Origin of the sequence: Bacillus piscicola, from assembly GCF_022458745.1 — a bacterium.
In the GTDB taxonomy this organism is placed as follows: Bacteria; Bacillota; Bacilli; order Bacillales; family Marinococcaceae; genus Alteribacillus_A; species Alteribacillus_A piscicola.
Window position 1 is genome coordinate 557,866 of sequence record NZ_JAJJJF010000001.1, and the last position, 22,891, is coordinate 580,756.

Consider the following 22,891-nt stretch of genomic DNA (forward strand, 5'->3'; position numbering starts at 1 on the left):
TAGGCGGGAATCTCCGAGCGTAGTATGGTAAAATTTCTTGAGGTTCATTTTGTTCGTCTATTGTTCTACACAACCACGTTTATCATAATAGAACTAGACAATATCCATTTTACTGGAGATGAAGGTATGTCAGATTCAAAGTTTTTACGAGGAACGGCAATTTTATCCATGGCTACATTTCTGTCCAAATTCCTGGGAATGATTTATATATTCCCTTTTGCAGCCATGGTAGGACAGCAAGGATTAGCTCTTTATCAGTATGGCTACACCCCTTATACGATTTTGCTCAGTTTAGCGACCTTAGGTGTGCCGATGGCAGTTTCTAAATTTGTATCGAAATACAACGCGCTTGGTGATTACTTGTCCGGACAGCGCCTGCTTCGGTCCGGTATTGTATTTATGACTATCTCGGGCTTCGCGGCCTTCCTGTTATTATTTTTTTCAGCTCCGGTGATCGCGGGCTGGATCATCACAGATCCAAACGAGATGCAAGGGAATGCCATTTCGGATGTTATCTTTACGATCCGCATGGTAAGTATTGCTTTACTGTTAATTCCTGCAATGTCCGTCATTCGCGGTTATTTTCAAGGCTTTCGCTCTATGGGACCTACCGCTGTCTCTCAGGTCATTGAGCAGATTGTCCGCATTGTTTTTATTTTATCAGCAGCCTACGCCATTCTATACATAGGAGATGGCAAGATTGGTACGGCAGTAGGATTTGCGACGTTCGGGGCTTTTATTGGCGGGCTCGGTGCCTTGGTTGTGCTGATTATTTATTGGCAAAAGCGGAAGGGATTTATCCAGCAGCATGTAGAAGAGAGTACAACAGACTACCATATCCCGCTGTCTTCTATGTATAAGGAGCTGATTTCTTATGCACTGCCGCTTTCTTTTGTGGGGCTCGCAATTCCACTCTTTCAGCTCATCGATATGTTTACATTTAATAACGCTTTAATGGCCTCGGGTAATTTTACACAAGGGGAGGCGGAAACAGCGTACGGGGCTTTTTCAGGAGCGGCTCATAAGCTTATCTTAATACCTGTTGCGATCGCAACCGCTATGTCTGTCACATTGATACCGACTATCACAGAGTCTTTTACGAATAAAGATAAGCAGCTCCTCCGCAGTCAAGTGACGCAAACTTATCAAGTGATCGTTTTCTTATCGATACCGGCAGCTGTTGGAATGGCGGTGCTTGCTTACCCCACATTTGCTTTACTGTTCGGTCTAGATGATATGGAAATAGGAGGGTATATTCTTCGATACTATGCCCCCGTCGCTGTGTTATTTTCACTGTTCTCGGTAACCGGGGCTATTCTGCAAGGAATTAACAAGCAGAAGTATGCAGTCATCTCTCTGCTGTTAGGACTTGCTGTAAAAGGAGGAACGGCTTACCTTCTTCTTTACACCATAGGTCCGATAGGAGCAAGTGTGAGTACGTTCATCGGGTTTGGTGCTGCCGTTCTCCTGAATATGTGGGCGATTGGTAAATTTGCAGATTTTCAATATGGGAAACTTTTAAAACGGACACTTCTCGTTTTATTATTCTCCCTATGTATGGCTCTCGCTGTCATCCTGGTAAAGGAAGGAGCATTAACATTGTTTCCATTGAATTCCTGGTTTCATGCCTTTCTAGTGGAGATGTTCAGTGTAATAGCGGGGGCAGGGGTGTATTTTATTTTAACCGTCCGAAGCGGTCTTGCGGGTATTGTGTTAGGTGAGCGTTTTTCCATTCTTAAAAGAGAAAGAGAGCAATAAATACAGTCGAAGGCCTCTTTTTTCCAATTCATGCAAGTGGTATAATAAACAATAATTTATCCGCTTGACATGACTGTTGTTAACTTAGTGCAATAAGGCCGGGGAGGGACCATGATTTTTAGACGGTATAAAGATTATGATTGGTGGCTGATAGCAGCCACCGTATGTTTGTCCATATTTGGCGTTATAATGGTGTACAGTGCCAGTTTTCCGCTTGCTATTGATCTGTATGGAAATCCTTCCCACTTTTTTTGGAGACAGCTCATTTGGCTTACAGCTGGATTATTTCTACTCTTTTTTTTCATGCACTTTCGCCATTCCTTATTAAAAAAGCTTTCTCCTTTGTTGATAGCCGGATCACTTTTTTTGCTTATTCTTGTTGTTTTAGTAGGGCCTGAAATAAACGGTGCGAAAAGCTGGATTCCTGTAGGCCCGTTTAACATCCAGCCCGCGGAGTTTGTCAAGCTCGCGGTTATCATTTACTTGGCTCAAGTATATTCGCAAAAACAGGCCTATATTAACAAATTTATCAGTGGAGTTATCCCACCTCTAGTAGTGGTTGTTTTCATATTTTCACTAATTATGCTGCAACCCGATTTAGGGACAGCGGCATCCATTTTAATGACTGCTGGTGTCGTCGTTTTTCTATCTGGTGCTAAGTGGCGCCATTTAGCTGTACTTGCTACACTTTCCGGTGGAGTAATAGCCTATTTTGCAGTTAGTGAGCCTTACCGTGTCCAGCGTCTGACAGCTTTTCGGGATCCGTTCGAACTGGCAGAAACGGCGAGGGGAAGCGGATACCAGCTCATCCAATCGTATGTTGCTTTTGCTCACGGAGGGTTAACTGGAACCGGGCTTGGCCAAAGTGTTCAAAAAATGCACTTTCTTCCAGAGCCTCATACCGATTTTATATTAGCAGTAATAGCAGAAGAGCTCGGAATTTTTGGGATTGGCTTCGTGTTACTATGTCTGGCCATTATTGCATGGCGCGGTGTCTTAATTGGAGTGCGCAGTAAAAACACGTTTGGAATGCTGCTTGCTTTCGGTCTTGTCTTTCAGCTTGTCAGTCAATCCGTCGTAAACGCCTGGGCTGCGACCGGGCTTTTACCGATAACCGGGTTGCCTTTCCCATTTGTTAGCTACGGGGGATCTTCTTTGCTAGTTTCGATGATAGCAATTGGAATTCTTGCTAACATTTCCAGGGAGAATAAAAAAGCGAGGAGAAAAGATAAAAATCTTGAGGCTGCTTAAAACATGTAAAAGGCGTTGTCCAAAATGGACAGCGTCTTCTTAAAATGGGGAATTGCTATATTTATTGCAAATGAAGGGGGCATAAATAATGCTTATCGTCGGTTTCGGAAAACTAGCCGTGATGGTAACGGAGTTAAACAAGAGACCGGATGTTTTTCACGTATTTAATCGTACCGCCTCAAAATTAATAGAAAAACAAAAAACCAATCCGCGTCTCCGTTATGTAGATTCAAGTTTCTTTCCGCAGACAAAGCGTGTGTTTCTGGCTCTTCCTCCCGAAGGAGTATTGGGCTTTTTAAAGCACTATCGTGACTATTTTCCAACTGGGAGTTGGTTTTATCACACAGCTACAAACGTGACTTGTGAAGAGCTGGAGCAAATCGCACCCCATTATCACTTTATTCCGGCAAAGTTTGCCGGTCATGCCCTGCAGGCGGTCAGGGAAAAGAGCGGCGGTACGTTTGTCATCCCGGAGAAGTTTAGAAGTGAAGCCGAGGAGTTGCAAGGATGGCTTGGTGATCGTTTTCAAGTCATGCGTGGATCAGAAGAGGAGGTAAAAACAGCGAATCGCATTGCCGTAGAAGAAACGATACGCATGGCTGTCAAGTTAACGAATCGCTTGGACCAGGAAGGTGTTCCACCCTCGATCCAGAAGGCCGTGATGGGACAAATCCCCGGTGGTGTATTGCATGCTCACCTCGAAGGGCAGCATGGGGGTTTTGCCAAAAGTGTATTAAAAAAGCAAAAGGAGTTAGAGAACGATGAGGATAGATAAGCTCCTCGCTAACAGCGGCTACGGAAGCCGTAAAGAGGTGAAAAAGCTCTTAAAACAAGGAGTAGTAAAAGCGAACGGAACCATATTAAAAAGTGGAGCAGCCCACGTGGACCCGGAAACGATGGAGATTATGATACAAGGAGAACGTCTCGTTTACAAAAAGTATGTTTATTTAATGATGAACAAACCTCAAGGTGTCATTTCGGCGACAGAAGACAATGTGCACCGGACTGTAATTGATCTGTTGGAATCAGAGGATGCCGTGCGTTCTCCGTTCCCAGTCGGCCGTCTTGATAAAGATACGGTAGGCCTGCTGCTTCTCACAAATGATGGTAAATTTGCCCATACGCTAACTTCACCAAAAAAAGAAGTACCTAAGACATATGAAGCGCTTTTATCCAAGGGCATTACAGCAGAAGATATAGAAGTTTTTTCAAAGGGGATTATGCTGGATGATGGTTATGTAACGAAGCCGGCAAGGCTAAGAAAAAAAGAAGAAGATGCAGCGGAGATTTTGCTAACTATTACGGAAGGCAAGTTCCACCAAGTAAAACGAATGTTTGAAGCGCGCGGGAATAAAGTGTTATTTCTAAAGCGCGTGCAAGTCGGCAATGTAAGGATCGATGATGACTTAAAAAGGGGAGAGTATCGCGATCTAACGGAGGAAGAGATCGAGATGTTATGGGAGGAAGCAGGAAGAGAGTGAACGTTAGCAGAGTCGCGTAAGAGCAGCAAAGCTGAACGATTGCTTCAAAAAGAATCGTTCAGCTCAAACTGTTCCAATTGATATTACATTCACTTGTTAAGAAACTTTTACTTTTTTGTGTGTGACAGACCATTTCCCTCTTGATGGGCTCTTAACTAAATTATTATACTCCAGCACATTCAAATCTCGCTGTATTGTACGATGAGTTGTTCCGAATTCGTCAACCAGTTCCCTTGTTGTCACCGTTCCTTTCTCTTTAATATAAAAGTAAATGGATTTCACACGGGTGATCATTCGGTCGGTTGAAGTTCTCAAAAAACCACTCCTTACGTTTTGCTTGATGAAAAGCATGTCGGGCATTTTCACTTGCAGCAATGACAGGAGATTATTCGGTTACACTTTGAAATATAGATTTAAATATTGGAAAGGAAGCTGGAGTAAATATAGCTGGAATTCGTTACTGATATTGTCCATGCCCTAGATTTTAGACTTCTACTTGTATTATATTATAATTTCTAACAATTCGCAAATAAGCCGCAGAGACAGAAGGGCCAGGCTTATCTATCGTCGGGTTAGGGTTAATTTGAATCAAAGTTAAATAAATCGGTTGATAGGTAACGCTCGCCAGTATCACATGCAATGGCTACTACTGCTTCGTGTGGGGGCAGTTGTTTCGCTATTTCTAAAGCGGCTGCACAAGCGGCGCCAGAGGAGGGTCCGACCAGTATACCTTCCTGTCTTGCAAGTGTCCGGGTAACGCGATAAGCATCTTCATCAGTGATCGTACATATTTTCTCATAAATGTCCTCATTAAGAACAGTCGGAATAAAACCAGGGCTCGTACCAACCAGCTTATGCGGTCCGGGTTTACCTCCTGACAGGACAGGAGAACCATGTGGTTCCACAACATGGATGATGAGATCCGGATAGTGTTTTTTTAACTCTTCTCCGGTGCCGGTGATCGTCCCGCCTGTGCCTGAGGCAGCAACAAAGGCAGCAAGCGGTTTCCCTATTTCTTCCATTGCTTCTTTGATTTCAACAGCAGTTGTATCCCGATGGGCATCTGGATTTGCGGCGTTTTCAAATTGCATCGGCATGAAGCTTCGGGGAATGTCCTTTACTAACTGATGGGCCCTTGCAATTGCACCGGGCATTTTTTTGTCTCCTGGTGTAAGATCAACTTCCGCTCCATAAGCCTTTAATAGATTGATACGCTCCTGTGACATTGTATCCGGCATTACAAGAATACAGCGGTATCCTTTCGCAGCAGCATTCATGGCTAGACCAATTCCGGTATTCCCCGAAGTTGGTTCAATAATGACAGATCCTTCAGAGAGCAAACCACTTTTTTCAGCTTCGAGAATCATATTCCGTGCTGCTCTGTCTTTTACACTTCCGCTCGGATTCTGAAATTCCAATTTCAAATATACAGCAGCACCTTTTGGATTTGGAAGGCGATTTAATTTAACTAATGGCGTAAGGCCGACAAGTTCAGAGATGTTAGTAACAGTTTTCATTGGTCTCATCCTTTTTGAATTTAATTTTAACATACAAATACCTACATTTCATATGAATTTACTGTAGTTACTTCGAGCTGCTCTCTCTGTTATAATTTCGCAAGATAGCTTCATTTCTACTTAAGTTTGTAGCATTGGAGGAGATCCTGCATGACTGCACCCCATTACTTTTTTGCGTTGCCTATTCCCAATGAAATTAAAAATTATCTTTACGAATGGACACAACATATAAAAGAGAAAGCTGCATTTAAAAGATGGGTACACCGAGAAGATTATCATATTACGCTTTTTTTCTTAGGGAACGTGGAGAAAATTATGTTAGAAAATAGTCTTCAAGAAATGAACAACTTGATAGAACCGTTGTCTTCCTTTTCTCTTTCATTAACCGTACCTGGCAGTTTTGGGCAGTCTCCTTCTCCACGCATATTTTATGCTGGAACAGAGCGCCCGGAACAGTTGGTTAAACTACAAAGAAAAACAGCTGATTGCATGGAAATGTTTGGCTTCCCTTCTGAAAAACGAAAATATCGGCCTCATATTACAATTGCCCGTAAATGGATAGGAGAAGAACCTTATCCCGGCGCAGACGCTTTTCTCCCGTTGGAGCAGCGCCAATGGCAGGCAAAGGAAGTATATTTATATAAGACCCATTTAGACAAGAGCCCGAAATACGAAGCAATACACAAAATTAAATTGCAAAAATAATGCGATACAATCGGGAGAGGAGCTGAGTTTATGATACGTATAGGGGCGCATATTCTAATTTTGTATGCGTTTTATTATGTGGGGATGTGGCTCCAAAATCTGTTGAATATCGTTATGCCGGGAAGCATTATTGGCATGCTCTTGTTGTTGGCGCTGCTATTTATGAGAGTGATCCGTCCACAATGGATTGGAACAGGAGCACAGCTATTAATTGCTCATATGCCCTTACTGTTTTTACCGGTGACAGTTGGAGTGATATCTTACTTACATGTTTTCAAAGGGAAGGGCTTATGGATCATCGTTGTCACGCTTCTAAGCACGGTAGCAGTGATGACAGTGTCGGGTTGGACAGTACAGATCATGGCACGGAGGAGGGGGCAGCATGAATGAATGGCTTGCCGGAATTCTTGCAATTGCTGGAACAATTATTGTGTATGTAGTTGCTTTGAAGGTTTATCAGCGTTTCCATTACCCCTTTACCCTACCTGTTTTGACAGGTATGATAACAATTATTTCCTTTCTTATTCTTACAGGTATTAGCTATGATACATATATGATTGGTGGACGCTGGATTGAACATTTACTAGGTCCTGCTGTGGTAGGCCTTGCTTTTCCTTTATATAATCAAAGGAAAATGCTTAAAAAATATTTTTCTTCGATAATAACCGGTGTTTTAGCGGGAGCATTTGCAGGCGTTTTGTCCGGTTATTATTTTTCCTTGTGGGCTCATCTGGAGGAAATGGTTATTGCATCTATTTTACCTAAATCGGTGACCACCCCGATTGCCATGGATATTGCTTTCATGATCGATGGCCTGCCTCCCCTTACAGCCGTGTTAGTGATGGTCGCAGGTATCGGAGGGGCGGTGTTGGCCCCATATATATATAAGTGGTTTCGTATTGAGCATGTGCTGGCACGGGGTGTGGGGGCAGGGAGCGCCTCACACGGAATCGGCACGGCCAAAGCAATAGAGAACAGTGAAATGGAGGGTGCCGCAAGCTCAGTTGCGATGACTCTGTCTGCAGTTGTTGTGTCGATGCTCATCCCCCTTATGACAAAACTAGTATTCTAGTGAATCATCGAAAAGAAGAAGGTGAAGAAGTGGCCCATTTGATTAAGTTAGCCGACTATGCTTCTCGATACGAACATGACATTCAACGTTATCCCAGTCAGTTTTCACGTTTAAAACGAGAGCGCTGGCATCGTATGAAAGAAGATTGGTCTCGCGCCGCAAGAATTTCCGAGATGGATAAAGAACTAGAGGCGAGTAACTGGTTTGAAGAAGAACAAAAAAGTTTTTTTGCCGCAACCGTAGATCGTTTGAAGAGACTGACTATCAAAAAGAGTTCTCTTGAGATTGAAGAGGAAGAGGAAAAAGACAGCCTTGTCAATTATTACCACGGGAAATCTTTAGATGAATTAAAAGAACTATTTTATGAAGAGTTATACCAAGCTCAATTGCATTGGGCGAGTACTTCACTGCTGGAAGAATCGGAACTGGATTCAAAGTATTACTATGATCAACGACTCCGTTATTTATTGAGGGAACTGCCGGATAATTATATGGTATTGTACTACCCAATAGTAGTAGTAGAGAAAGCACCTGTGGAGATGGAAATCATTCTTCTCAGTCCAACTGAAATATTTACGGTAAGCGTATTGGAGGGAAAGCCAAACAGTGTATTCAGTCCTGATACGGGGAGGTACTGGACTGAATTCGTAGACGAAAAGAGAAAAAGAGTGATTAATCCATTAATCTCTTTAAACCGGATGACGAGGATGGTCAGGGATTTGTTGGAGCCTCTTCAAGTAAGTTTACCTGTACAGCGGGTGTTATTATCGCCTCAATCGCTTATTGATTACCACTCCGCAAATGTCCATACAGAAACGGTAGATAAAAGAAATCATCAGATGTGGTTGGATAAAATGAAACGACAGCCTTCCCCTATAAAAAAAGTGCAATTGGAAGTTGCGGAAAAGCTATTGCGGCAATCGTTTACAACCTCTTCGGCTCGCTACAATCAAACCGAACGCAACCCCGAATAACAGAAGCTGCTTTCTGCAGAATAGAGGTAACCTGCGGAAGGCAGCTTCTTTTTTCGTTAATTAAATATATATGTTTTATTCTTATGTACAATCACTTCATCGTTCACATGCCAGTTAACTGCACGGGCGAGCGCTATTTTCTCCACATTTCTTCCTGCTATTTTTAAATCTTCTGTGGAGTAACGGTGATTCACTCTCAGGACTTCCTGCTCGATAATTGGACCTTCGTCTAGATCATTTGTAACGTAATGAGCAGTAGCTCCGATTAATTTGACACCGCGCTCAAAAGCTTTTTTATACGGGTTAGCTCCGATAAAAGCAGGTAAAAAGGAATGATGGATATTAATAACCTGGTGTTCAAATGTCTCTACAAAGTGAGGGGACAGTATTTGCATGTATCGTGCAAGGACGATGAAATCAACATCATGTTCCGTAATAAGACTAATTGCTTTTGCCTCTGCTTCTGGTTTCGTTTCTTTTGTTACAGGAATATGATAAAAGGGAATGTCGTAACTTTCCACTATCTCTTTTAAATCGGGATGATTACTGATTACAAGAGGGATGTCGACGGATAATTCACCAGAACGCCAACGCCACAGGAGCTCTAGCAAACAATGGTCTTCTCTCGAAACAAAAATAGCCATCCGTTTTGTTCTGCGCGCACTTTCAAGGCGCCAGTTTATTTGGAACTTGTTTGCAATTTCGGCGAATTCCATTTGAACGGAAGGGAAACGGTCTTCAAAGGCAGGTAAAGCAAATTCAACCCGCATAAAAAACATACCGCCTTCCGGGTCTGTACTGTATTGATCCGATTGGATAATATTCGCACCTTTTGTATATAGGAATTCTGATACAGCTGCAACAATACCTGGCTGGTCATGACAGGAAATGAGCAAACGTGCTTGATTAGTTAATTCTGAAGTTGTCATGAAATAGTTACCTCCGCTTTCTTCATTCATAATAGTAAGCTTAGCATAAAAAGAAACTTTCCTCAGTGGGGGTATAACTGCCCGTTTCATCTGGATAGCTTATCATTTATCCCAACGGCAGCAGGCGCCCATGCTTATCTCTATACTTTATCATTCCTTCCTGTTAAAAAAAAGTATGGCCTGTATGTCAACATTGACGATTAAAGCGCTTCTTGATACTATAAAAAGCGACTCACTCAGACACTTGAACGGAGAGAGATTTGTTATGTTCTACTATACGCTAAGCAGGGCACGGGGAAGAGGCTCTGCTTACTTCTACGTACAATTGCAGTAAAAATTGAGAAAAGGGTTGCGCCATGAACAATTATGAACAATTAACGAAAACGAGAGTGACGGTGTTGGAATCTTTACTTGAAGAAGGATGGATAGTAAAGCCTGCCGGGGGTTCTACCGGAGAAGCCTATATTGCCAGCTCAGATCAGCAAAAACTGTTTTTGAAACGAAACTCATCACCGTTTTTAGCTGTTTTGTCAGCAGAAGGTATTGTACCGAAACTTTTGTGGACGAAACGATTAGAAAATGGGGATGTCATCACCGCTCAGCGCTGGGTGGATGGCCGTGAACTTAGCCAACGTGATATGGATCGACCTAATGTAGCAAGACTTTTAAGTAAAATTCATTCTTCAAGTGAACTGTTGGATATGTTTAAGCGGATTGGGAATGAACCTTTGACACCTTACACGATCACAGAAAATCTAAAGAACCAACTTACTGCAACAGGTGCCTCCCCCTCTATTTTATTAAAAGCTGTTGAGTACCTTATCGCGCACAGGGACCAAGTCGCGCCTCCCTGTATGGTAGTTTGTCATTGTGATATTAATCATAATAATTGGATGATGAATTCCGACCGTGAACTGTATCTCATTGATTGGGACGGGGCCACGGTGGCCGATCCTGCCTTTGATCTTGGACTGTTACTGTACGAGTATATCCCGCGCAGTAAGTGGGAAGAATGGCTTTCTTACTATGGTGTTTCCTTGACTAATAATCTGCAAAGACGGATGTACTGGTATGTCATATCACATACCCTTTATCATGTTCTTTTTTATTATCATACACATCCACAACTAGCCGAATCATGGAAGCAGCAGCTGCAGATATTATGGGACAATCCGTTTTTAGGGTTGAAGGAGGAGATGTCATGAGACTTCGTCATAAGCCGTGGGCAAAAGATTATTTGGAAAATCAACCAGAATATGTATTAACTTCTCTGGCCCAAAAGCAGCAGAACTGGCGGGAAATATTTGGGAATGAGAATCCGCTTTTTGTGGAAGTGGGTACCGGTAAAGGTCAGTTTTTAAATGAAATGAGCAAACTGTACTCTGATGTCAATTTTATAGGTTTGGAAAAATTTGAGAGTGTATTAGTGACTGCAGTAGAGCGTGCAGTTGCCGGTTCATCCCCTAATCTAAAATTCATACTAGGAAACGCAGCAGATTTACTGGATTATTTTCATTTAGGAGAAATTGACCGACTGTACGTTAATTTCACGGATCCGTGGCCAAAGAAGCGCCATGAAAAAAGACGTCTCACCTACTCGTCTTTTCTAGCATTATATGAAAAAGTTTTGCGACCCGGAGGCGAGATTCATTTAAAGACAGACAACCAAGGTCTGTTTGAATATTCCATTGAGAGCCTATCACAATATGGACTAATGTTGAAAAATATTTCCCTAGATCTTCACCAAGAAGAACAGTGTGCGAAAAATGTGATGACTGAATATGAAGAAAAATTTACGAAAAAAGGCCAGCCGATCTATCGATTGGAAGCAGCTTTTCCAAATAAAATATGAATGTATTTCTGCCTTCCCTGTATGTCACGTATGGGAAGGTTTTTTACTTTACCTTTAGGGTAGCTGTTATTATGCTAGAATGGAAGAATGAAAACGCATTCAAGGGGGACTATATGGAACAGTTACCAATAGGGGATTATACGTTGACGTGGCTGCGCGGTGGAGTGACACATCTGGATGGAGGAGCCATGTTTGGAGTGGTACCGAAACCGTTATGGTCCAAGAAATACCCAGCTAACGAAAAAAACCAAGTTGAATTACGGACGGACCCCATTTTAGTACAAGGGAATGGAAAAACAATGCTCATTGATGCAGGTTTAGGGAACGGTCGAATCAGTGAGAAGACTATGAAGAATCAGGGCATTTCTGAGGAATCATTTGTGGTGGAAGATTTGCGAGAGTTCGGGTTGAGCCCTGCAGATATTGATGGTGTGCTCATGACACACATGCATTTTGACCATGCGACAGGTCTTGTGAAACGTCAGTCAGGGGAAGAATTGCCTGCATTTGAGAACGCTGTCATTTACGTTTCCGACATAGAATGGGAGGAGATGAAAAAACCAAACATTCGCTCTCGTAATACATATTGGGAGCAGAACTGGAAGCCAATTAAGGAACAGGTACAGACATTCACCGAAGAAATAGAGCTGGCACCGGGAATAAGAATGACACATACTGGCGGTCACAGTAATGGGTTAAGCATCGTCTCGATTGAACAGGGCGATGAAATGCTTATACACATGTCTGATAATATGGCAACTCGCGCTCATCAAAACGTACTTTGGGTAATGGCTTATGATGACTATCCGATGGATTCCATTGCCGTGAAACAACGGTATATGGACATTGGGTATAATAACGAGGCATGGTTTAGTTTTTATCATGATTGTGCTGTCCGGGCAATACAGTATGACAGCATGGGAGGCGTGAAGCAGGTATTGGAAAAGAGAGCCTAAACATAAAGATAAGCCGCTCTCTTCTTGGAAGGAGCGGCTCTGTCGCGATACAGCGGGTAACAAGACTACTAAGAGGTTAGTTCGAGAATGGTGCCTGTTTTCGCATCTACGATGAAGTCCATTTGTTTTGTATCTCCGTCTTTTGTACTCGATATACCGCCGCGATAGACGTTGTATTCGAGATTATCTTTTTTGTAATTTTCGGTGGTCATATGTATCCAAGATCCATTAATAGGGATTTGACCTTGGATATTTTCCTTTACAGTTTTCAAGGCTTTCTCCGGCGAAATTTGTTCATTTCCGGTATACTCTTTAAGTGTGTAACCCGCAAGGAAACCAACAGCCACACCAATTAAGACATCTCTAGCTTTCATTGTAAAACCAGCCTTTCATTCACATTTTCTCAAGTATAGCTCAAAATTTTCTAAATTCCAAACCATAATTGCCACGATAGTAGAAAATGTGAGGTGCCTGCAGTAAAATGGGTTTTATGCACAAATCGATAAAGGAGGAGTGAATGATGAAGGAAGAAACACTACGTATGTTTAAGACGTTAACGGAACTGTCCGGTGCTTCTGGGCATGAACATGAAGTGCGCGCTTTCGTAAGAGGCGAACTGAGTAAATATAGCGAAGAGATTATTCAGGACAAGCTCGGGAGCATATTTGGAATGAAGAAAGGGGCGGAAGCTGGCCCGCGGGTGCTAGTTGCCGGTCACATGGATGAAGTCGGATTTATGGTAAAGTCGGTAACAAAAGAAGGATTGATACGTTTTGAACCACTAGGAGGCTGGTGGAGTCAAGTGTTGCTCGCTCAACGTGTCCACATCATAACGGAGCTGGGTCCAGTGGTCGGTGTGATTGGGTCGACGCCGCCTCACCTGCTGCAAGAATCACAACGCCAGAAACCAATGCCGCTTAGTAAAATGTACATAGACATTGGCGCTGATGATAAAGAAGATGCGGAGAATATACGCATCAAACCAGGACAGCAAATCGTGCCAATCTGTCCCTTTACACCGATGGCTAACAGGAAAAAGATTTTGGCCAAAGCATGGGATAACCGTTACGGGGTCGGACTAGCCATTGAACTTCTCAAGGAAATGCAAGACAAACCACATCCGAACGTCTTATATTCCGGCGCTACCGTGCAAGAAGAAGTTGGTTTAAGAGGAGCGGTAACAGCGGCGCATTTGATTAAACCGGACATCTTTTATGCACTTGATGCAAGTCCAGCCAATGATGCGACTGGAGGAAAAGAGGCGTTCGGAAAATTGGGAAGCGGCGCTCTTTTACGGATTTTTGACCGCACGATGGTCACTCACCGCGGCATGCGGGATTTCGTTTTGGATACAGCAGAGTCCAACAGTATCCCTTATCAGTACTTTGTCTCGCAAGGCGGGACCGATGCCGGCAGAGTTCACATTGCGAATGAAGGGATCCCGTCCGCAGTAATTGGTGTGTGCTCCCGCTATATTCATACCGCCGCATCCATTCTGCATGTTGACGACTACGCTGCCGCAAAAGAGTTAATTATCAAACTTGTAGAAACAACGGATAACAGTACACTTGAACAGATAAGGAAGAATGTATAGTGATAATTGGGATAGGGTCAAACAATGAAGCGAAAAAGCAAGCAGTTGCGGCTGTTTTCAGTACAGAAAAACATGAGATTACAAGCTGTCCGGTAAAGAGCACGGTGTCAGCCCAGCCGTTTTCTGAAGAGGAGACAAAAACAGGAGCGGTGAACCGCGCGAAAGCAGTGATGGATCAATTCCGCACGGATATCGGTATTGGACTAGAGGGCGGGGTGCAGCCGATGTCCGATGGTCTGTACTTATGTAACTGGGGGGCACTTACGGATCAAGGTGGTAATGTTTTTACTGCGGCTGGAGCTAAAATTCTTCTCCCGAAGGACGTGGCGAATGGCCTTTACGAGGGAAAAGAGTTAAAAACAGTAATGATCGAGTACACGGAGCGTGAAGGGATCAGCCATCATGAAGGGGCTGTCGGTATTTTTTCCAATGGTAAGGTCGAGAGAGCCGATATGTTTGCGCATATTGTGAGCCTTCTCCATGGACAATGGCTCTTTTTCACACAAAATTAGGTAAAGATACTGGAAGATTCAAAAATGAATCTTCTAGTATCAGCTGGGACAAATATAAAGCAGGTTACTGAAAAGCATAACACTAAGAGTTTATTCTAAGTGTAGTCAAAATACGAAGACTCCTGCGGGAACAGCACGAGCCGAAGAAAACTCAACCGAGACGGAGGAACAAAGGCCAAGATCGCCACGTCCTGTGGCAACGCCTTTGTGACCAACATCCTATTGGCCCGAGGCCGTGCCCGCGGAAAGCGAAGTATTTTGACGGAATGACATTAAAAGGTACTTCTTTTATTGTTAGCAATCGTTCCCATGATTCTTATGGATAATATATTTTTGTCCCAGCCCCTTTTCTGCAAACCTTACTTTCTTAATCTTCAAATACATAAGACAAGGCTTTAAGTGCCTGTTCACTGTTTTCCACGACAACTTGAGCTTTATTAGCAAGCTCTTTCACAGGATGGTGAAGGGCTTGTGGTCGAATGAGGATAAGAGGTTTTCCTAATGCAACAGCAGCTCCCGCATCCATTGCCGTATTCCATTGTTTATATTTTTCACCGAAAAGAGCAATCACTACGTCAGCCTTCTCCATCAGGATGCTCGTTCTCAGATTGTTTAGACTGGATGCCGCTTCATCCTTCAAAACGTCATTAGGCTGTGTGCCGAGAATTTCCTCGCCAATGTTGTCGGAGCGCTCGTGGTTTTCCATTGGTCCTAAAAAGGTCACAGGTAAGTTCATTTTCTCCGCCTGCTCCCGTAATTCAGCCCGCCAGTCATCATGAATCTGTCCCGCTAAATACACATTTAGTTCCATCCGTTTATCCTCCCTTAATGATGGCTGCTTTTCGTAACATACTGAGAAAACAGCCATTTTAAAAACTTCCTTTCGCAATCATCATAATATGCTTGTCATGATAAAAGCAAACAAGTATGATGGTTATGTGAACTCAATCACAAAGCGAATACATCTGGGGAGTAAGGAGAGAAGTGACGTGAAGTCTTTTTTTTTACGTAAGGGTGTAAATTTATCTGTAAAGACATACGCAGTAACGTCGTTAAGTTATATGGCGTTAGGTCTGTTTGCTTCATTGATTATCGGGTTAATTATTAAAACGATAGGGGAACAGCTGAATTGGTCATTTTTCGTTGATATGGGACAGCTTGCAATGGATTTGACTGGGCCGGCAATTGGAGTGGCAGTCGCCTATGGATTGCAGGCCCCCCCGCTAATCCTATTTGCTGCTGTGGCCAGCGGAACAGCTGGGGCGGATCTAGGTGGCCCCGCCGGTGCTTTTCTTGCAGCATTAGTGTCGGTTGAGATCGGAAAACTGGTCTCAAAGGAAACGAAATTGGATATCGTGGTTACTCCCTTTGTCACTATCTTTACAGGTTTTGTCGTCGCATACTTTATAGGACCTGTAATAAACAGTGGTTTAATTGGTTTTGGAGAGTTGATTATGTGGGCAACGGAACTAAGACCATTTACGATGGGAATTATCGTAGCCATTTTGATGGGACTTGCGTTAACCGCGCCCATTTCCAGTGCAGCGATTGCACTTATGCTTAATTTAGAAGGAATCGCTGCTGGAGCAGCCACTGTAGGCTGCTGTGCACAAATGGTCGGCTTTGCGGTCAGCAGCTATAGAGAAAATGGAGTTGGTGGTTTGGCTGCGCTTGGAATTGGGACGTCCATGCTGCAAGTGCCAAATATTATAAAAAAACCAGCAATATTAATTCCGCCCACGGTTGCGGCGGCAGTATTTGCACCCCTTTCAACAATGGTATTTCTAATGGAAAATAATGCAGCAGGGGCAGGTATGGGAACGAGTGGATTTGTCGGCCAAATGATGACTTTTTCCGTCATGGGGTTTAGCGCTGAGGTGTTTTGGAGTATTCTCCTTTTACAAATCATTGGTCCAGCGGTCATTAGTTTTGTGATTTCCGAATGGATGCGCAAGAAAAAATGGATTCACTATGGGGACATGAAGATTGAACTAGGATAGTAATTTACGGTTCCGGCACTCGTCCAAAAAGGCGGGTGCCCTTCGTCGTTTTTGGAGGAAGCTGATGATCATGTTAAACTGTTTCCAGGAGGAGATAGTGTGAATATAACGGAATTCCGTACTAAATTGGAAAAGCAGCTTGCTGGAGATAATCATACTTTTTCGTTTGATAAAGATAAAGGAGTTTTGCGTGTCGAGCACACGAAATTGAAGAAAGGAGTCGATCTCGATTTAAACAAGTTACTTGCTAAAAATACGAACAACCAGCAACAAGCACTGGATGATTCTGTACATTTTATACGTACCTCTTTTGAAGTGATGGCAAGAGAGGTCACATTAGAAGGGAAAGAGAAGTATATTTTACCCGTGCTGCGTTCGACCTCGTTTCCTACCGAAACAAAAGACGGTAAGGAACTTCTGTACACCGAACATACTGCTGAAACAAGAATTTATTACGCACTTGATATGGGCGAAGCGTACACGATGCTCGAAAATGAAACAATTACACGGGAAGGTTACACCCCAGAGCAGATTAAAGAGCTCGCGTTGTTTAACGTGCGTGGTTTAAAGACTTCATATAAAACAGATCACGTGGCGGGAAATACCTTTCATTTTGTTAATACGAACGATGGATATGATGCCAGTAGGCTGTTGAATGAAGCATTTGTGGAAAAAGTGACGGAAAAAATGTCGGGTGATACAGCCATCGCTGTTCCTCATCAGGATGTAATGATTATTGCTGAACTGAATAATAAAGAGGGCTACGATATATTGGGACAAATGGCTTTTCGTTTTTATTCAGACGGACGTGTGCCAATTACTGCACTGCCATTTTTGTATGAAAATCACAAATTAGAACCAATTTTTATTTTGGCACGCAAGAAACCAAACGAAGATAAAAAATAAGCTTTCTTTGTGGTACAATGGACGTTGGAAAAACTGACGGATAAAGGAGAACCAGGTAAAAATGAACATATTTTACAACGAACGCGGCATTGGGGATACACTACTTGTTTCTTTAAAGGAAATAGACAAAGAACAGCGGCTGGTTGAACGTAAAGGGGATGTAGCCAGGCTATATCACAAGGATAATGGTAATACAGTTGGATACCATATATTCAATGCTTCGAAATATGGCCGCGTTAAAGGAAAAGGAATGCTCCCCCTCACGGAGGAAAATGTAACACTAATACGAAAAGCCCTCACGGAGAATGATTTCCCAGACAAACTGGAGCTGCCTGAGAAGCCATCTTTCGTTGTTGGTTTTGTGAAAGAGAAGAAAAAACATCCAGATGCAGACAAGCTCAGTGTATGCCAGGTAGATACCGGTGATAATACTTTGCAGATTGTATGCGGAGCACCGAATGTAGATAAAGGTCAAAAGGTTGTCGTCGCCGTACCCGGTGCCACGATGCCGACAGGAATGAAAATTAAAAAATCAAAACTCCGAGGAGTAGCTTCTAATGGAATGATCTGTTCTGCAAAGGAACTGGTTTTAGCAGATGCCCCAGTAGAAAAGGGAATTTTAGTACTGGACGATCATTATGAAACAGGAGGAGATTTTCTAGTCCAGTATGCTACCACGCAGTAAATCTAAGACAAACCTATTATTTTTAAAAAAACCACTTGTAGGGACTAGTGGTTTTTTTCATGCTCCTTTACAATAAATAGAAGTAACTAGAAAAAAGAGGGGATAGTTATATGGCCGGTTCCTTTCAACATATAATCACAAAAGTACGCCGTTTTTTGTTTGGGGAAGAGTATGGAGACACAGGATCTGGAAAGAACGATTCTTTAGCTTCTAGTCCTTCCGTTTACAAAGGATTTCATGAAAAGGCTCCCCGTGTTATAAGCAGGGAAAGCACCTCAGTAAAAATGGTGCACCACTATCCAAAACAAGAGTATGCCGATAAGGAGGAACTGTCTTCTGTCTTTAACAACGAACACGAGGAGCACTTGAAAGTATTAAAGAAAGAGGAGGAACCCCCGGGAGAAGCTTTTGAAAGCAAGCAGACTTCTTTGTCGGAAAAATGGATCAGCGAAAATTGGGAATTGGAGCGGTCACCACAAAATTACTTTCAAGGAAGTAATTTTGCGGCTAAAGACATACCGTCGCCGGTGTTTGGCTTTGAAAAGGCAGTACTTCATCCGGATAGTTTAAAAAGAAAATCAAACTCCATTCACAAAATGAATACAGAAAAAAATGATCATCTCCTGGTTAGTCAGGAAAGAGAGCGTCATGACTCGGAGGAATCAGAATATAGTATGAAGAATGATCCAGAGTCGGTTTCTAGTTCGGATAAAGGAGTCCCCGTTGAAAAAAGCAGAGAACAAGAGACGGAGCGGGAGGAACGAACGGGAGAAGCCACAACGTCTGCTAGCTGGCATTCAGAAAAAGACATGGACGTGAGACAGGATACAGCTAACGGTGAGGAAGAGGAAGTCCTTGCACAGAAGCCGCCGATGCTAAACAGAAAAGAGCGCCGCAGACAGGAAGCAGCAGAAAGAAAAAATACAGTTGGTGATACAAAAGCGAAGCAGGCAGATAGTGTACCATACAATGTACTTATGTATCCCGCTAAAAACAAAAAAAACTCTGTCATTCAGTCAACAGAAAACAGGCAAAGCGGTCAACGGTACCAGTTTCCTTCGCTAACCTTATTAAAATCACCATCGCTGATGAAAGATACTGGAGCGGATGTGCTTCTAGCTCAAAAAACTCGGCTGGAAGAAACGCTTCATAGCTTTAATGTTAAAGCAAGAGTGACAGATGTTACAAAGGGGCCGGCTGTTACCCGTTTTGAAGTGCAGCCTGAAGCCGGGGTAAAGGTAAATAAGATAACTAACTTAGCGGACGATCTTAAACTGGCATTGGCAGCGAAAGACCTCCGAATGGAAGCGCCGATACCGGGAAAAAAAGCGATCGGTATCGAAGTGCCTAATTTGGAAAGCAAAGCTGTACTACTAAGTGAAATTTTAAAAAGTGATGTATTTACGCGCAGCACGTCCCCTTTAACCGTAGCGATGGGGCTTGATATCTCTGGGAACCCGGTTGTCGCTGACTTGCAAAAAATGCCGCACGGGTTAATAGCGGGGGCGACGGGCTCTGGGAAAAGTGTATGTATTAATTCTGTACTGCTTAGTCTTTTGTACAAAGCACGCCCGGATGAAGTGAAGCTGATACTGATTGATCCAAAAATGGTAGAGCTTGCGTCTTATAAGGATGTTCCACATTTAGTGACACCGGTGATCAATGATGCAAAAGAGGCAACTGCTGCGTTGAAATGGGCAGTAGAAGAAATGGATGCTCGTTATGAAAAGCTGGCACATGAAGGAGTAAGAGATATTAAAAAATACAATGAGCAAATGGTGAAGCGGCAGCAATATGCTCAAAAAATGCCGTACATCGTCATCATCATTGATGAACTGGCCGATCTTATGATGGTTTCCCCGCAGGAGGTGGAAGAAGCGATCTGCCGGATTGCTCAAAAGGCAAGAGCTTGCGGCATACATTTGTTACTAGCAACACAACGGCCTTCTGTTGACGTAATAACAGGGTTAATCAAGGCGAATATTCCAAGCAGAACAGCATTTGCTGTTTCCTCACAAGCGGATTCGCGTACGATCCTGGATATAGGTGGAGCAGAAAGGCTTATTGGCAAAGGTGATATGCTTTTCTATGAAAATGGCACGCCAAAACCGATTCGGGTACAAGGGGCATTTGTAACAGATGAAGAAATCGACCGAGTGACGGATTTTGTAAAAGTCCAGCAGAAACCGTCTTTTTTATTTAACCAAGCGGACTTGAAGAAGAGATCTGACAGTCTAGAAAACACGGATGATTTGTTTCATGAGGCATGTCAGTTTGTTGCAGAGCAGGGAAGCGCCTCTTCCTCCCTTTTGCAAAGACGCTTTTCCATCGGGTATAATCGAGCTGCCAAGTTAATCGATTTAATGGAAGCAAAAGGGATCATATCAGAATCAATGGGAAGTAAACCACGCCGGGTTTTGATGACGGCTCGGGAGATTGAAGACACCATTACCGTTTAATCTCTTGTCAACTTGGCGTGGGTCCTATAAGATAAGAGTTACACAGAACCATCGCATTAAAACCAGCCTTTTGACAATCTAACAATCCAGTACCGTTGCCGTTATTGTCGCAGCAGAGGCTGAATTTTACGTAAGTAGACTCTCACCAATAAAGGAGGATCTCTTATGGAACAGATTCAGCTAGATATTTTGGTAGGATTTATGTATCCGAAAGCTTTAGAATTGTTAAAAGAGGAAGAACGTCATGTTCCTATTGTACTTCAGGATGGTTTGCGGGAAATGAGTAAGACAGACGTACAAGAAATTGTAGGAGCTGTAATCATGGAACGCTGCAAAGATTCTGTGGTTCATTAAAAGATTTTGGAGAACTGTCTCAAGAGGGGTAGACGGATGCACGACAGCTTCCTAACCTCCTATTGAGACAGTTTCTTTCTGAATAAAAAGGTGAAGGATAGACACAATACGGGAAGGAATAAATTTCAAGACGCACGTCGGCTGCTGTCAATGTATATACTATCAAGAAGAAGCAGCCCGCCTTATCCGGAAAATGGAAGTGCACCAGCTATTGTTAAGCCTTATTGGAGCAGGTTGTCATTTCTGATATAATAAAAAAACGTGCAAAATAGTACATAAACCTTTGGAAACTTAAAGGTTTCTAGTCCGTTTGATGCTTGTTTCGCCAAGCAGGACGGACAGTAGGATAAGATGGAGGGCCATAATTATGACTACCTATCATTTTATAGGCATAAAAGGATCAGGAATGAGTGCGCTGGCTCAGATTCTCCATGATATGAACTTTGCTGTCCAAGGTTCTGATGTGGATAAGCGGTTTTTTACACAGGTACCGTTAGAAAAGAAGGGAATTCCTATACTTCCTTTTCAAAAGGCGAACATTCATGAAGAACATACGGTCATTGCCTCTGCCGCCTATGGGGATGACAATGAAGAAGTGAAAAGAGCCAATGAATTAGGTATCCCCGTGTACCGTTACCCATATTTTCTTGGGAAGTTTCTGGAGCAATTCACATCGATAGCAGTGACGGGATCTCACGGGAAAACATCCACAACAGGATTGTTAGCCCATGTACTCGGTGCCTACAGACCTACTTCCTATTTGATAGGAGATGGAACAGGGAAGGGAGAAGAAAACAGCTCTTTCTTTGCCTTCGAAGCTTGTGAGTACAGACGCCATTTTCTAAACTATGAACCTGACTATGCTATTATCACAAATATTGATTATGATCATCCTGACTATTTTCAAGATATGGGGGATGTAGTTTCTGCTTTCGAGGAAATGGCCCATCAAGTTAAAAAGGGGATCGTAGCCTGCGGGGACGATGAACATTTACAAACGTTAAATGCACCAGTACCTATTATGTATTATGGCTTAGATGGAAAATATGATTTCAATGCGGAAAATATTAAAGTCACGGAAAACGGAACAACATTTGATGTACTCATCCGCGGAGATCGTTTTGAAACGTTTACGATACCGGGTTATGGCAGGCATAATGTACTGAATGCATTAGGTGTGATTACTCTCTGTCATTATGAAGATGTGCCTGTTTCTGTCGTGAAAGAACAGTTAGCTAACTTTCAAGGAGTAAAGCGCCGTTTTTCAGAAAAACAACTGCAAAGCCAAGTATTGATCGATGATTATGCTCATCACCCTGTCGAAATTGAAGCGACAATAGAAGCCGCTCAGCAAAAGTACCCTAATCGTGAAATCGTTGCAGTGTTTCAACCGCATACTTTTTCTAGAACAGAGGCATTTCTCGATGGATTTGCTACAAGCCTGCAAAGAGCAGATCATGTCTATCTGTGCGATATTTTCAGTTCTGCAAGAGAGCAGCAAGGGGCACTGACTATAGAAGATTTGCAAAACAAGATACCAGGTGCTCATTGTATAAAAGACAAAGAAGTAGCAGATCTGGCTGCATACAAAGATGGCGTATTATTGTTTATGGGGGCTGGTGATATTCAAAAGTTTCAAGAGGCCTATGAACAAACACAGCAAGAGAGCTAACTTTCTCGCCCCTTTCTTGGATAAGGGGCTTTTATTTTCGGCTTCATTGTATCTTTTTTAAACAACCAGCAGGATTTGTTACGTGTTTTATCGAAGATTCCGTTATGGGATTTTAAAAGGACAAGTCCGTTCTTTGAAAAATGTGTTTCAGACAGAAGAAAGAGTGGTATGTGATTGATGGTGGACTAACCAAAATAGGAGGTGGAACCGTCCA

Annotated in this window: 24 protein-coding genes; 19 read left to right on the plus strand and 5 right to left on the minus strand. The window is 42.9% G+C overall.

Annotated features, from left to right (window positions below):
- Window positions 1–126 precede the first annotated feature (126 nt).
- From LOR49_RS02670 to LOR49_RS02685, 4 genes are all read left to right on the plus strand, one after another.
- Entirely contained in the window at window positions 127–1,758 is a 1,632-nt protein-coding gene (locus LOR49_RS02670; protein WP_240374552.1) for a putative polysaccharide biosynthesis protein, read from the plus strand.
- A gap of 111 nt (window positions 1,759–1,869) precedes the next feature.
- The gene (gene ftsW, locus LOR49_RS02675; RefSeq protein ID WP_240374553.1) at window positions 1,870–3,009 is read left to right on the plus strand and encodes a putative lipid II flippase FtsW; all 1,140 of its coding nucleotides are present in this window, start codon (window positions 1,870–1,872) and stop codon (window positions 3,007–3,009) included.
- An 88-nt stretch (window positions 3,010–3,097) separates the two neighbouring features.
- Window positions 3,098–3,784 carry a hypothetical protein gene (locus LOR49_RS02680; RefSeq protein ID WP_240374554.1) on the plus strand — a complete coding sequence of 229 codons (687 nt, stop codon included), beginning with the start codon at window positions 3,098–3,100 and terminating at the stop codon, window positions 3,782–3,784.
- A complete protein-coding gene (locus LOR49_RS02685) occupies window positions 3,771–4,490 on the plus strand; it encodes a pseudouridine synthase (RefSeq protein WP_240374556.1) in 720 nt (239 codons plus the stop codon). Before LOR49_RS02680 ends, LOR49_RS02685 begins: the two co-directional genes overlap by 14 nt.
- Before the next feature lie 96 nt (window positions 4,491–4,586).
- On the opposite strand, the gene LOR49_RS02690 is transcribed toward LOR49_RS02685, so the two are convergent.
- Together LOR49_RS02690 and cysK are read right to left on the minus strand one after the other, a co-directional pair.
- On the minus strand, window positions 4,587–4,805 hold the full coding sequence (locus LOR49_RS02690; protein WP_240374558.1) for a DeoR family transcriptional regulator: 219 nt from the start codon (window positions 4,803–4,805) through the stop codon (window positions 4,587–4,589).
- 263 nt (window positions 4,806–5,068) lie between these two features.
- Window positions 5,069–6,007, minus strand: coding sequence for a cysteine synthase A (gene cysK / locus LOR49_RS02695; protein WP_240374559.1), 939 nt, complete (start codon window positions 6,005–6,007; stop codon window positions 5,069–5,071).
- A gap of 150 nt (window positions 6,008–6,157) precedes the next feature.
- Here cysK and thpR point away from each other — a divergent pair, with 150 nt between their 5' ends.
- Genes thpR through LOR49_RS02715 form a run of 4 tightly spaced genes read left to right on the plus strand, consistent with a single transcriptional unit; the run spans window position 6,158 to window position 8,758 of the window.
- The gene (thpR, locus tag LOR49_RS02700) at window positions 6,158–6,712 is read left to right on the plus strand and encodes an RNA 2',3'-cyclic phosphodiesterase (protein WP_240374561.1); all 555 of its coding nucleotides are present in this window, start codon (window positions 6,158–6,160) and stop codon (window positions 6,710–6,712) included.
- Window positions 6,713–6,742: 30 nt separating this feature from the next.
- Window positions 6,743–7,102 (plus strand): CidA/LrgA family protein, encoded by a 360-nt coding sequence (locus LOR49_RS02705; protein WP_240374562.1) that lies wholly within the window; start codon window positions 6,743–6,745, stop codon window positions 7,100–7,102.
- Complete coding sequence (locus LOR49_RS02710; RefSeq protein ID WP_240374563.1) at window positions 7,095–7,784, plus strand: LrgB family protein; 690 nt, start codon at window positions 7,095–7,097, stop codon at window positions 7,782–7,784. The genes LOR49_RS02705 and LOR49_RS02710 overlap by 8 nt, the downstream gene beginning before the upstream one ends.
- 29 nt (window positions 7,785–7,813) lie before the next feature.
- Window positions 7,814–8,758 (plus strand): nuclease-related domain-containing protein, encoded by a 945-nt coding sequence (locus LOR49_RS02715; RefSeq protein WP_240374565.1) that lies wholly within the window; start codon window positions 7,814–7,816, stop codon window positions 8,756–8,758.
- 56 nt (window positions 8,759–8,814) lie between these two features.
- Here LOR49_RS02715 and purU read toward each other — a convergent pair whose 3' ends face one another.
- A complete protein-coding gene (gene purU, locus LOR49_RS02720; protein ID WP_240374566.1) occupies window positions 8,815–9,687 on the minus strand; it encodes a formyltetrahydrofolate deformylase in 873 nt (290 codons plus the stop codon).
- Window positions 9,688–10,043: 356 nt separating this feature from the next.
- On the opposite strand from purU, the gene LOR49_RS02725 reads away from it, so the two are divergent.
- The 3 genes from LOR49_RS02725 to LOR49_RS02735 all read left to right on the plus strand — a co-directional run bounded on the left by LOR49_RS02725 (window position 10,044) and on the right by LOR49_RS02735 (window position 12,495).
- Window positions 10,044–10,892, plus strand: a complete 849-nt coding sequence (locus LOR49_RS02725) for a phosphotransferase family protein (protein ID WP_240374568.1) — start codon at window positions 10,044–10,046, stop codon at window positions 10,890–10,892.
- Window positions 10,889–11,539 carry a tRNA (guanosine(46)-N7)-methyltransferase TrmB gene (gene trmB / locus LOR49_RS02730; protein WP_240374570.1) on the plus strand — a complete coding sequence of 217 codons (651 nt, stop codon included), beginning with the start codon at window positions 10,889–10,891 and terminating at the stop codon, window positions 11,537–11,539. Before LOR49_RS02725 ends, trmB begins: the two co-directional genes overlap by 4 nt.
- Window positions 11,540–11,652: 113 nt before the next feature.
- Window positions 11,653–12,495 carry a YtnP family quorum-quenching lactonase gene (locus tag LOR49_RS02735; protein ID WP_240374571.1) on the plus strand — a complete coding sequence of 281 codons (843 nt, stop codon included), beginning with the start codon at window positions 11,653–11,655 and terminating at the stop codon, window positions 12,493–12,495.
- Between the two features lie 68 nt (window positions 12,496–12,563).
- On the opposite strand, the gene LOR49_RS02740 is transcribed toward LOR49_RS02735, so the two are convergent.
- Window positions 12,564–12,869 (minus strand): PepSY domain-containing protein, encoded by a 306-nt coding sequence (locus LOR49_RS02740; protein ID WP_240374572.1) that lies wholly within the window; start codon window positions 12,867–12,869, stop codon window positions 12,564–12,566.
- Between the two features lie 146 nt (window positions 12,870–13,015).
- On the opposite strand from LOR49_RS02740, the gene LOR49_RS02745 reads away from it, so the two are divergent.
- Window positions 13,016–14,089, plus strand: a complete 1,074-nt coding sequence (locus LOR49_RS02745; RefSeq protein ID WP_240374978.1) for a M42 family metallopeptidase — start codon at window positions 13,016–13,018, stop codon at window positions 14,087–14,089.
- A complete protein-coding gene (locus tag LOR49_RS02750) occupies window positions 14,089–14,601 on the plus strand; it encodes a DUF84 family protein (protein ID WP_338021113.1) in 513 nt (170 codons plus the stop codon). The genes LOR49_RS02745 and LOR49_RS02750 overlap by 1 nt, the downstream gene beginning before the upstream one ends.
- Before the next feature lie 367 nt (window positions 14,602–14,968).
- Here the strand turns inward: LOR49_RS02750 and LOR49_RS02755 are convergent, their stop codons facing one another.
- A complete protein-coding gene (locus LOR49_RS02755; protein ID WP_240374573.1) occupies window positions 14,969–15,412 on the minus strand; it encodes a YtoQ family protein in 444 nt (147 codons plus the stop codon).
- Between the two features lie 178 nt (window positions 15,413–15,590).
- Here LOR49_RS02755 and LOR49_RS02760 point away from each other — a divergent pair, with 178 nt between their 5' ends.
- The 6 genes from LOR49_RS02760 (at window position 15,591) to murC (ending at window position 22,677) form a co-directional block, all read left to right on the plus strand.
- Window positions 15,591–16,601, plus strand: coding sequence for a PTS sugar transporter subunit IIC (locus tag LOR49_RS02760; protein ID WP_240374574.1), 1,011 nt, complete (start codon window positions 15,591–15,593; stop codon window positions 16,599–16,601).
- 99 nt (window positions 16,602–16,700) lie between these two features.
- A complete protein-coding gene (locus tag LOR49_RS02765; RefSeq protein WP_240374575.1) occupies window positions 16,701–17,507 on the plus strand; it encodes a DUF1444 family protein in 807 nt (268 codons plus the stop codon).
- A 61-nt stretch (window positions 17,508–17,568) separates the two neighbouring features.
- Entirely contained in the window at window positions 17,569–18,192 is a 624-nt protein-coding gene (gene ytpR / locus LOR49_RS02770; protein WP_240374577.1) for a YtpR family tRNA-binding protein, read from the plus strand.
- Between the two features lie 110 nt (window positions 18,193–18,302).
- Window positions 18,303–20,651, plus strand: a complete 2,349-nt coding sequence (locus LOR49_RS02775; protein WP_240374579.1) for a DNA translocase FtsK — start codon at window positions 18,303–18,305, stop codon at window positions 20,649–20,651.
- 165 nt (window positions 20,652–20,816) lie between these two features.
- Entirely contained in the window at window positions 20,817–21,005 is a 189-nt protein-coding gene (locus tag LOR49_RS02780) for a hypothetical protein (protein WP_240374580.1), read from the plus strand.
- A 367-nt stretch (window positions 21,006–21,372) separates the two neighbouring features.
- Complete coding sequence (gene murC / locus LOR49_RS02785) at window positions 21,373–22,677, plus strand: UDP-N-acetylmuramate--L-alanine ligase (RefSeq protein ID WP_240374582.1); 1,305 nt, start codon at window positions 21,373–21,375, stop codon at window positions 22,675–22,677.
- The last annotated feature ends 214 nt before the right edge of the window (window positions 22,678–22,891 follow it).

What these genes read in the sequence shown, in the direction of transcription:
- LOR49_RS02775 (WP_240374579.1), top strand. Translation starts at nt 18,303, where the DNA reads ATGGCCGGTTCCTTTCAACATATAATCACAAAAGTACGCCGTTTTTTG.
- trmB (WP_240374570.1), top strand. Translation starts at nt 10,889, where the DNA reads ATGAGACTTCGTCATAAGCCGTGGGCAAAAGATTATTTGGAAAATCAA.
- LOR49_RS02755 (WP_240374573.1), bottom strand. Translation starts at nt 15,412, where the DNA reads ATGGAACTAAATGTGTATTTAGCGGGACAGATTCATGATGACTGGCGG.
- ftsW (WP_240374553.1), top strand. Translation starts at nt 1,870, where the DNA reads ATGATTTTTAGACGGTATAAAGATTATGATTGGTGGCTGATAGCAGCC.
- cysK (WP_240374559.1), bottom strand. Translation starts at nt 6,007, where the DNA reads ATGAAAACTGTTACTAACATCTCTGAACTTGTCGGCCTTACGCCATTA.
- LOR49_RS02705 (WP_240374562.1), top strand. Translation starts at nt 6,743, where the DNA reads ATGATACGTATAGGGGCGCATATTCTAATTTTGTATGCGTTTTATTAT.
- purU (WP_240374566.1), bottom strand. Translation starts at nt 9,687, where the DNA reads ATGACAACTTCAGAATTAACTAATCAAGCACGTTTGCTCATTTCCTGT.
- LOR49_RS02735 (WP_240374571.1), top strand. Translation starts at nt 11,653, where the DNA reads ATGGAACAGTTACCAATAGGGGATTATACGTTGACGTGGCTGCGCGGT.
- LOR49_RS02725 (WP_240374568.1), top strand. Translation starts at nt 10,044, where the DNA reads ATGAACAATTATGAACAATTAACGAAAACGAGAGTGACGGTGTTGGAA.
- LOR49_RS02745 (WP_240374978.1), top strand. Translation starts at nt 13,016, where the DNA reads ATGAAGGAAGAAACACTACGTATGTTTAAGACGTTAACGGAACTGTCC.
- thpR (WP_240374561.1), top strand. Translation starts at nt 6,158, where the DNA reads ATGACTGCACCCCATTACTTTTTTGCGTTGCCTATTCCCAATGAAATT.
- murC (WP_240374582.1), top strand. Translation starts at nt 21,373, where the DNA reads ATGACTACCTATCATTTTATAGGCATAAAAGGATCAGGAATGAGTGCG.
- LOR49_RS02680 (WP_240374554.1), top strand. Translation starts at nt 3,098, where the DNA reads ATGCTTATCGTCGGTTTCGGAAAACTAGCCGTGATGGTAACGGAGTTA.
- LOR49_RS02710 (WP_240374563.1), top strand. Translation starts at nt 7,095, where the DNA reads ATGAATGAATGGCTTGCCGGAATTCTTGCAATTGCTGGAACAATTATT.
- LOR49_RS02740 (WP_240374572.1), bottom strand. Translation starts at nt 12,869, where the DNA reads ATGAAAGCTAGAGATGTCTTAATTGGTGTGGCTGTTGGTTTCCTTGCG.
- ytpR (WP_240374577.1), top strand. Translation starts at nt 17,569, where the DNA reads ATGAACATATTTTACAACGAACGCGGCATTGGGGATACACTACTTGTT.
- LOR49_RS02670 (WP_240374552.1), top strand. Translation starts at nt 127, where the DNA reads ATGTCAGATTCAAAGTTTTTACGAGGAACGGCAATTTTATCCATGGCT.
- LOR49_RS02780 (WP_240374580.1), top strand. Translation starts at nt 20,817, where the DNA reads ATGGAACAGATTCAGCTAGATATTTTGGTAGGATTTATGTATCCGAAA.
- LOR49_RS02685 (WP_240374556.1), top strand. Translation starts at nt 3,771, where the DNA reads ATGAGGATAGATAAGCTCCTCGCTAACAGCGGCTACGGAAGCCGTAAA.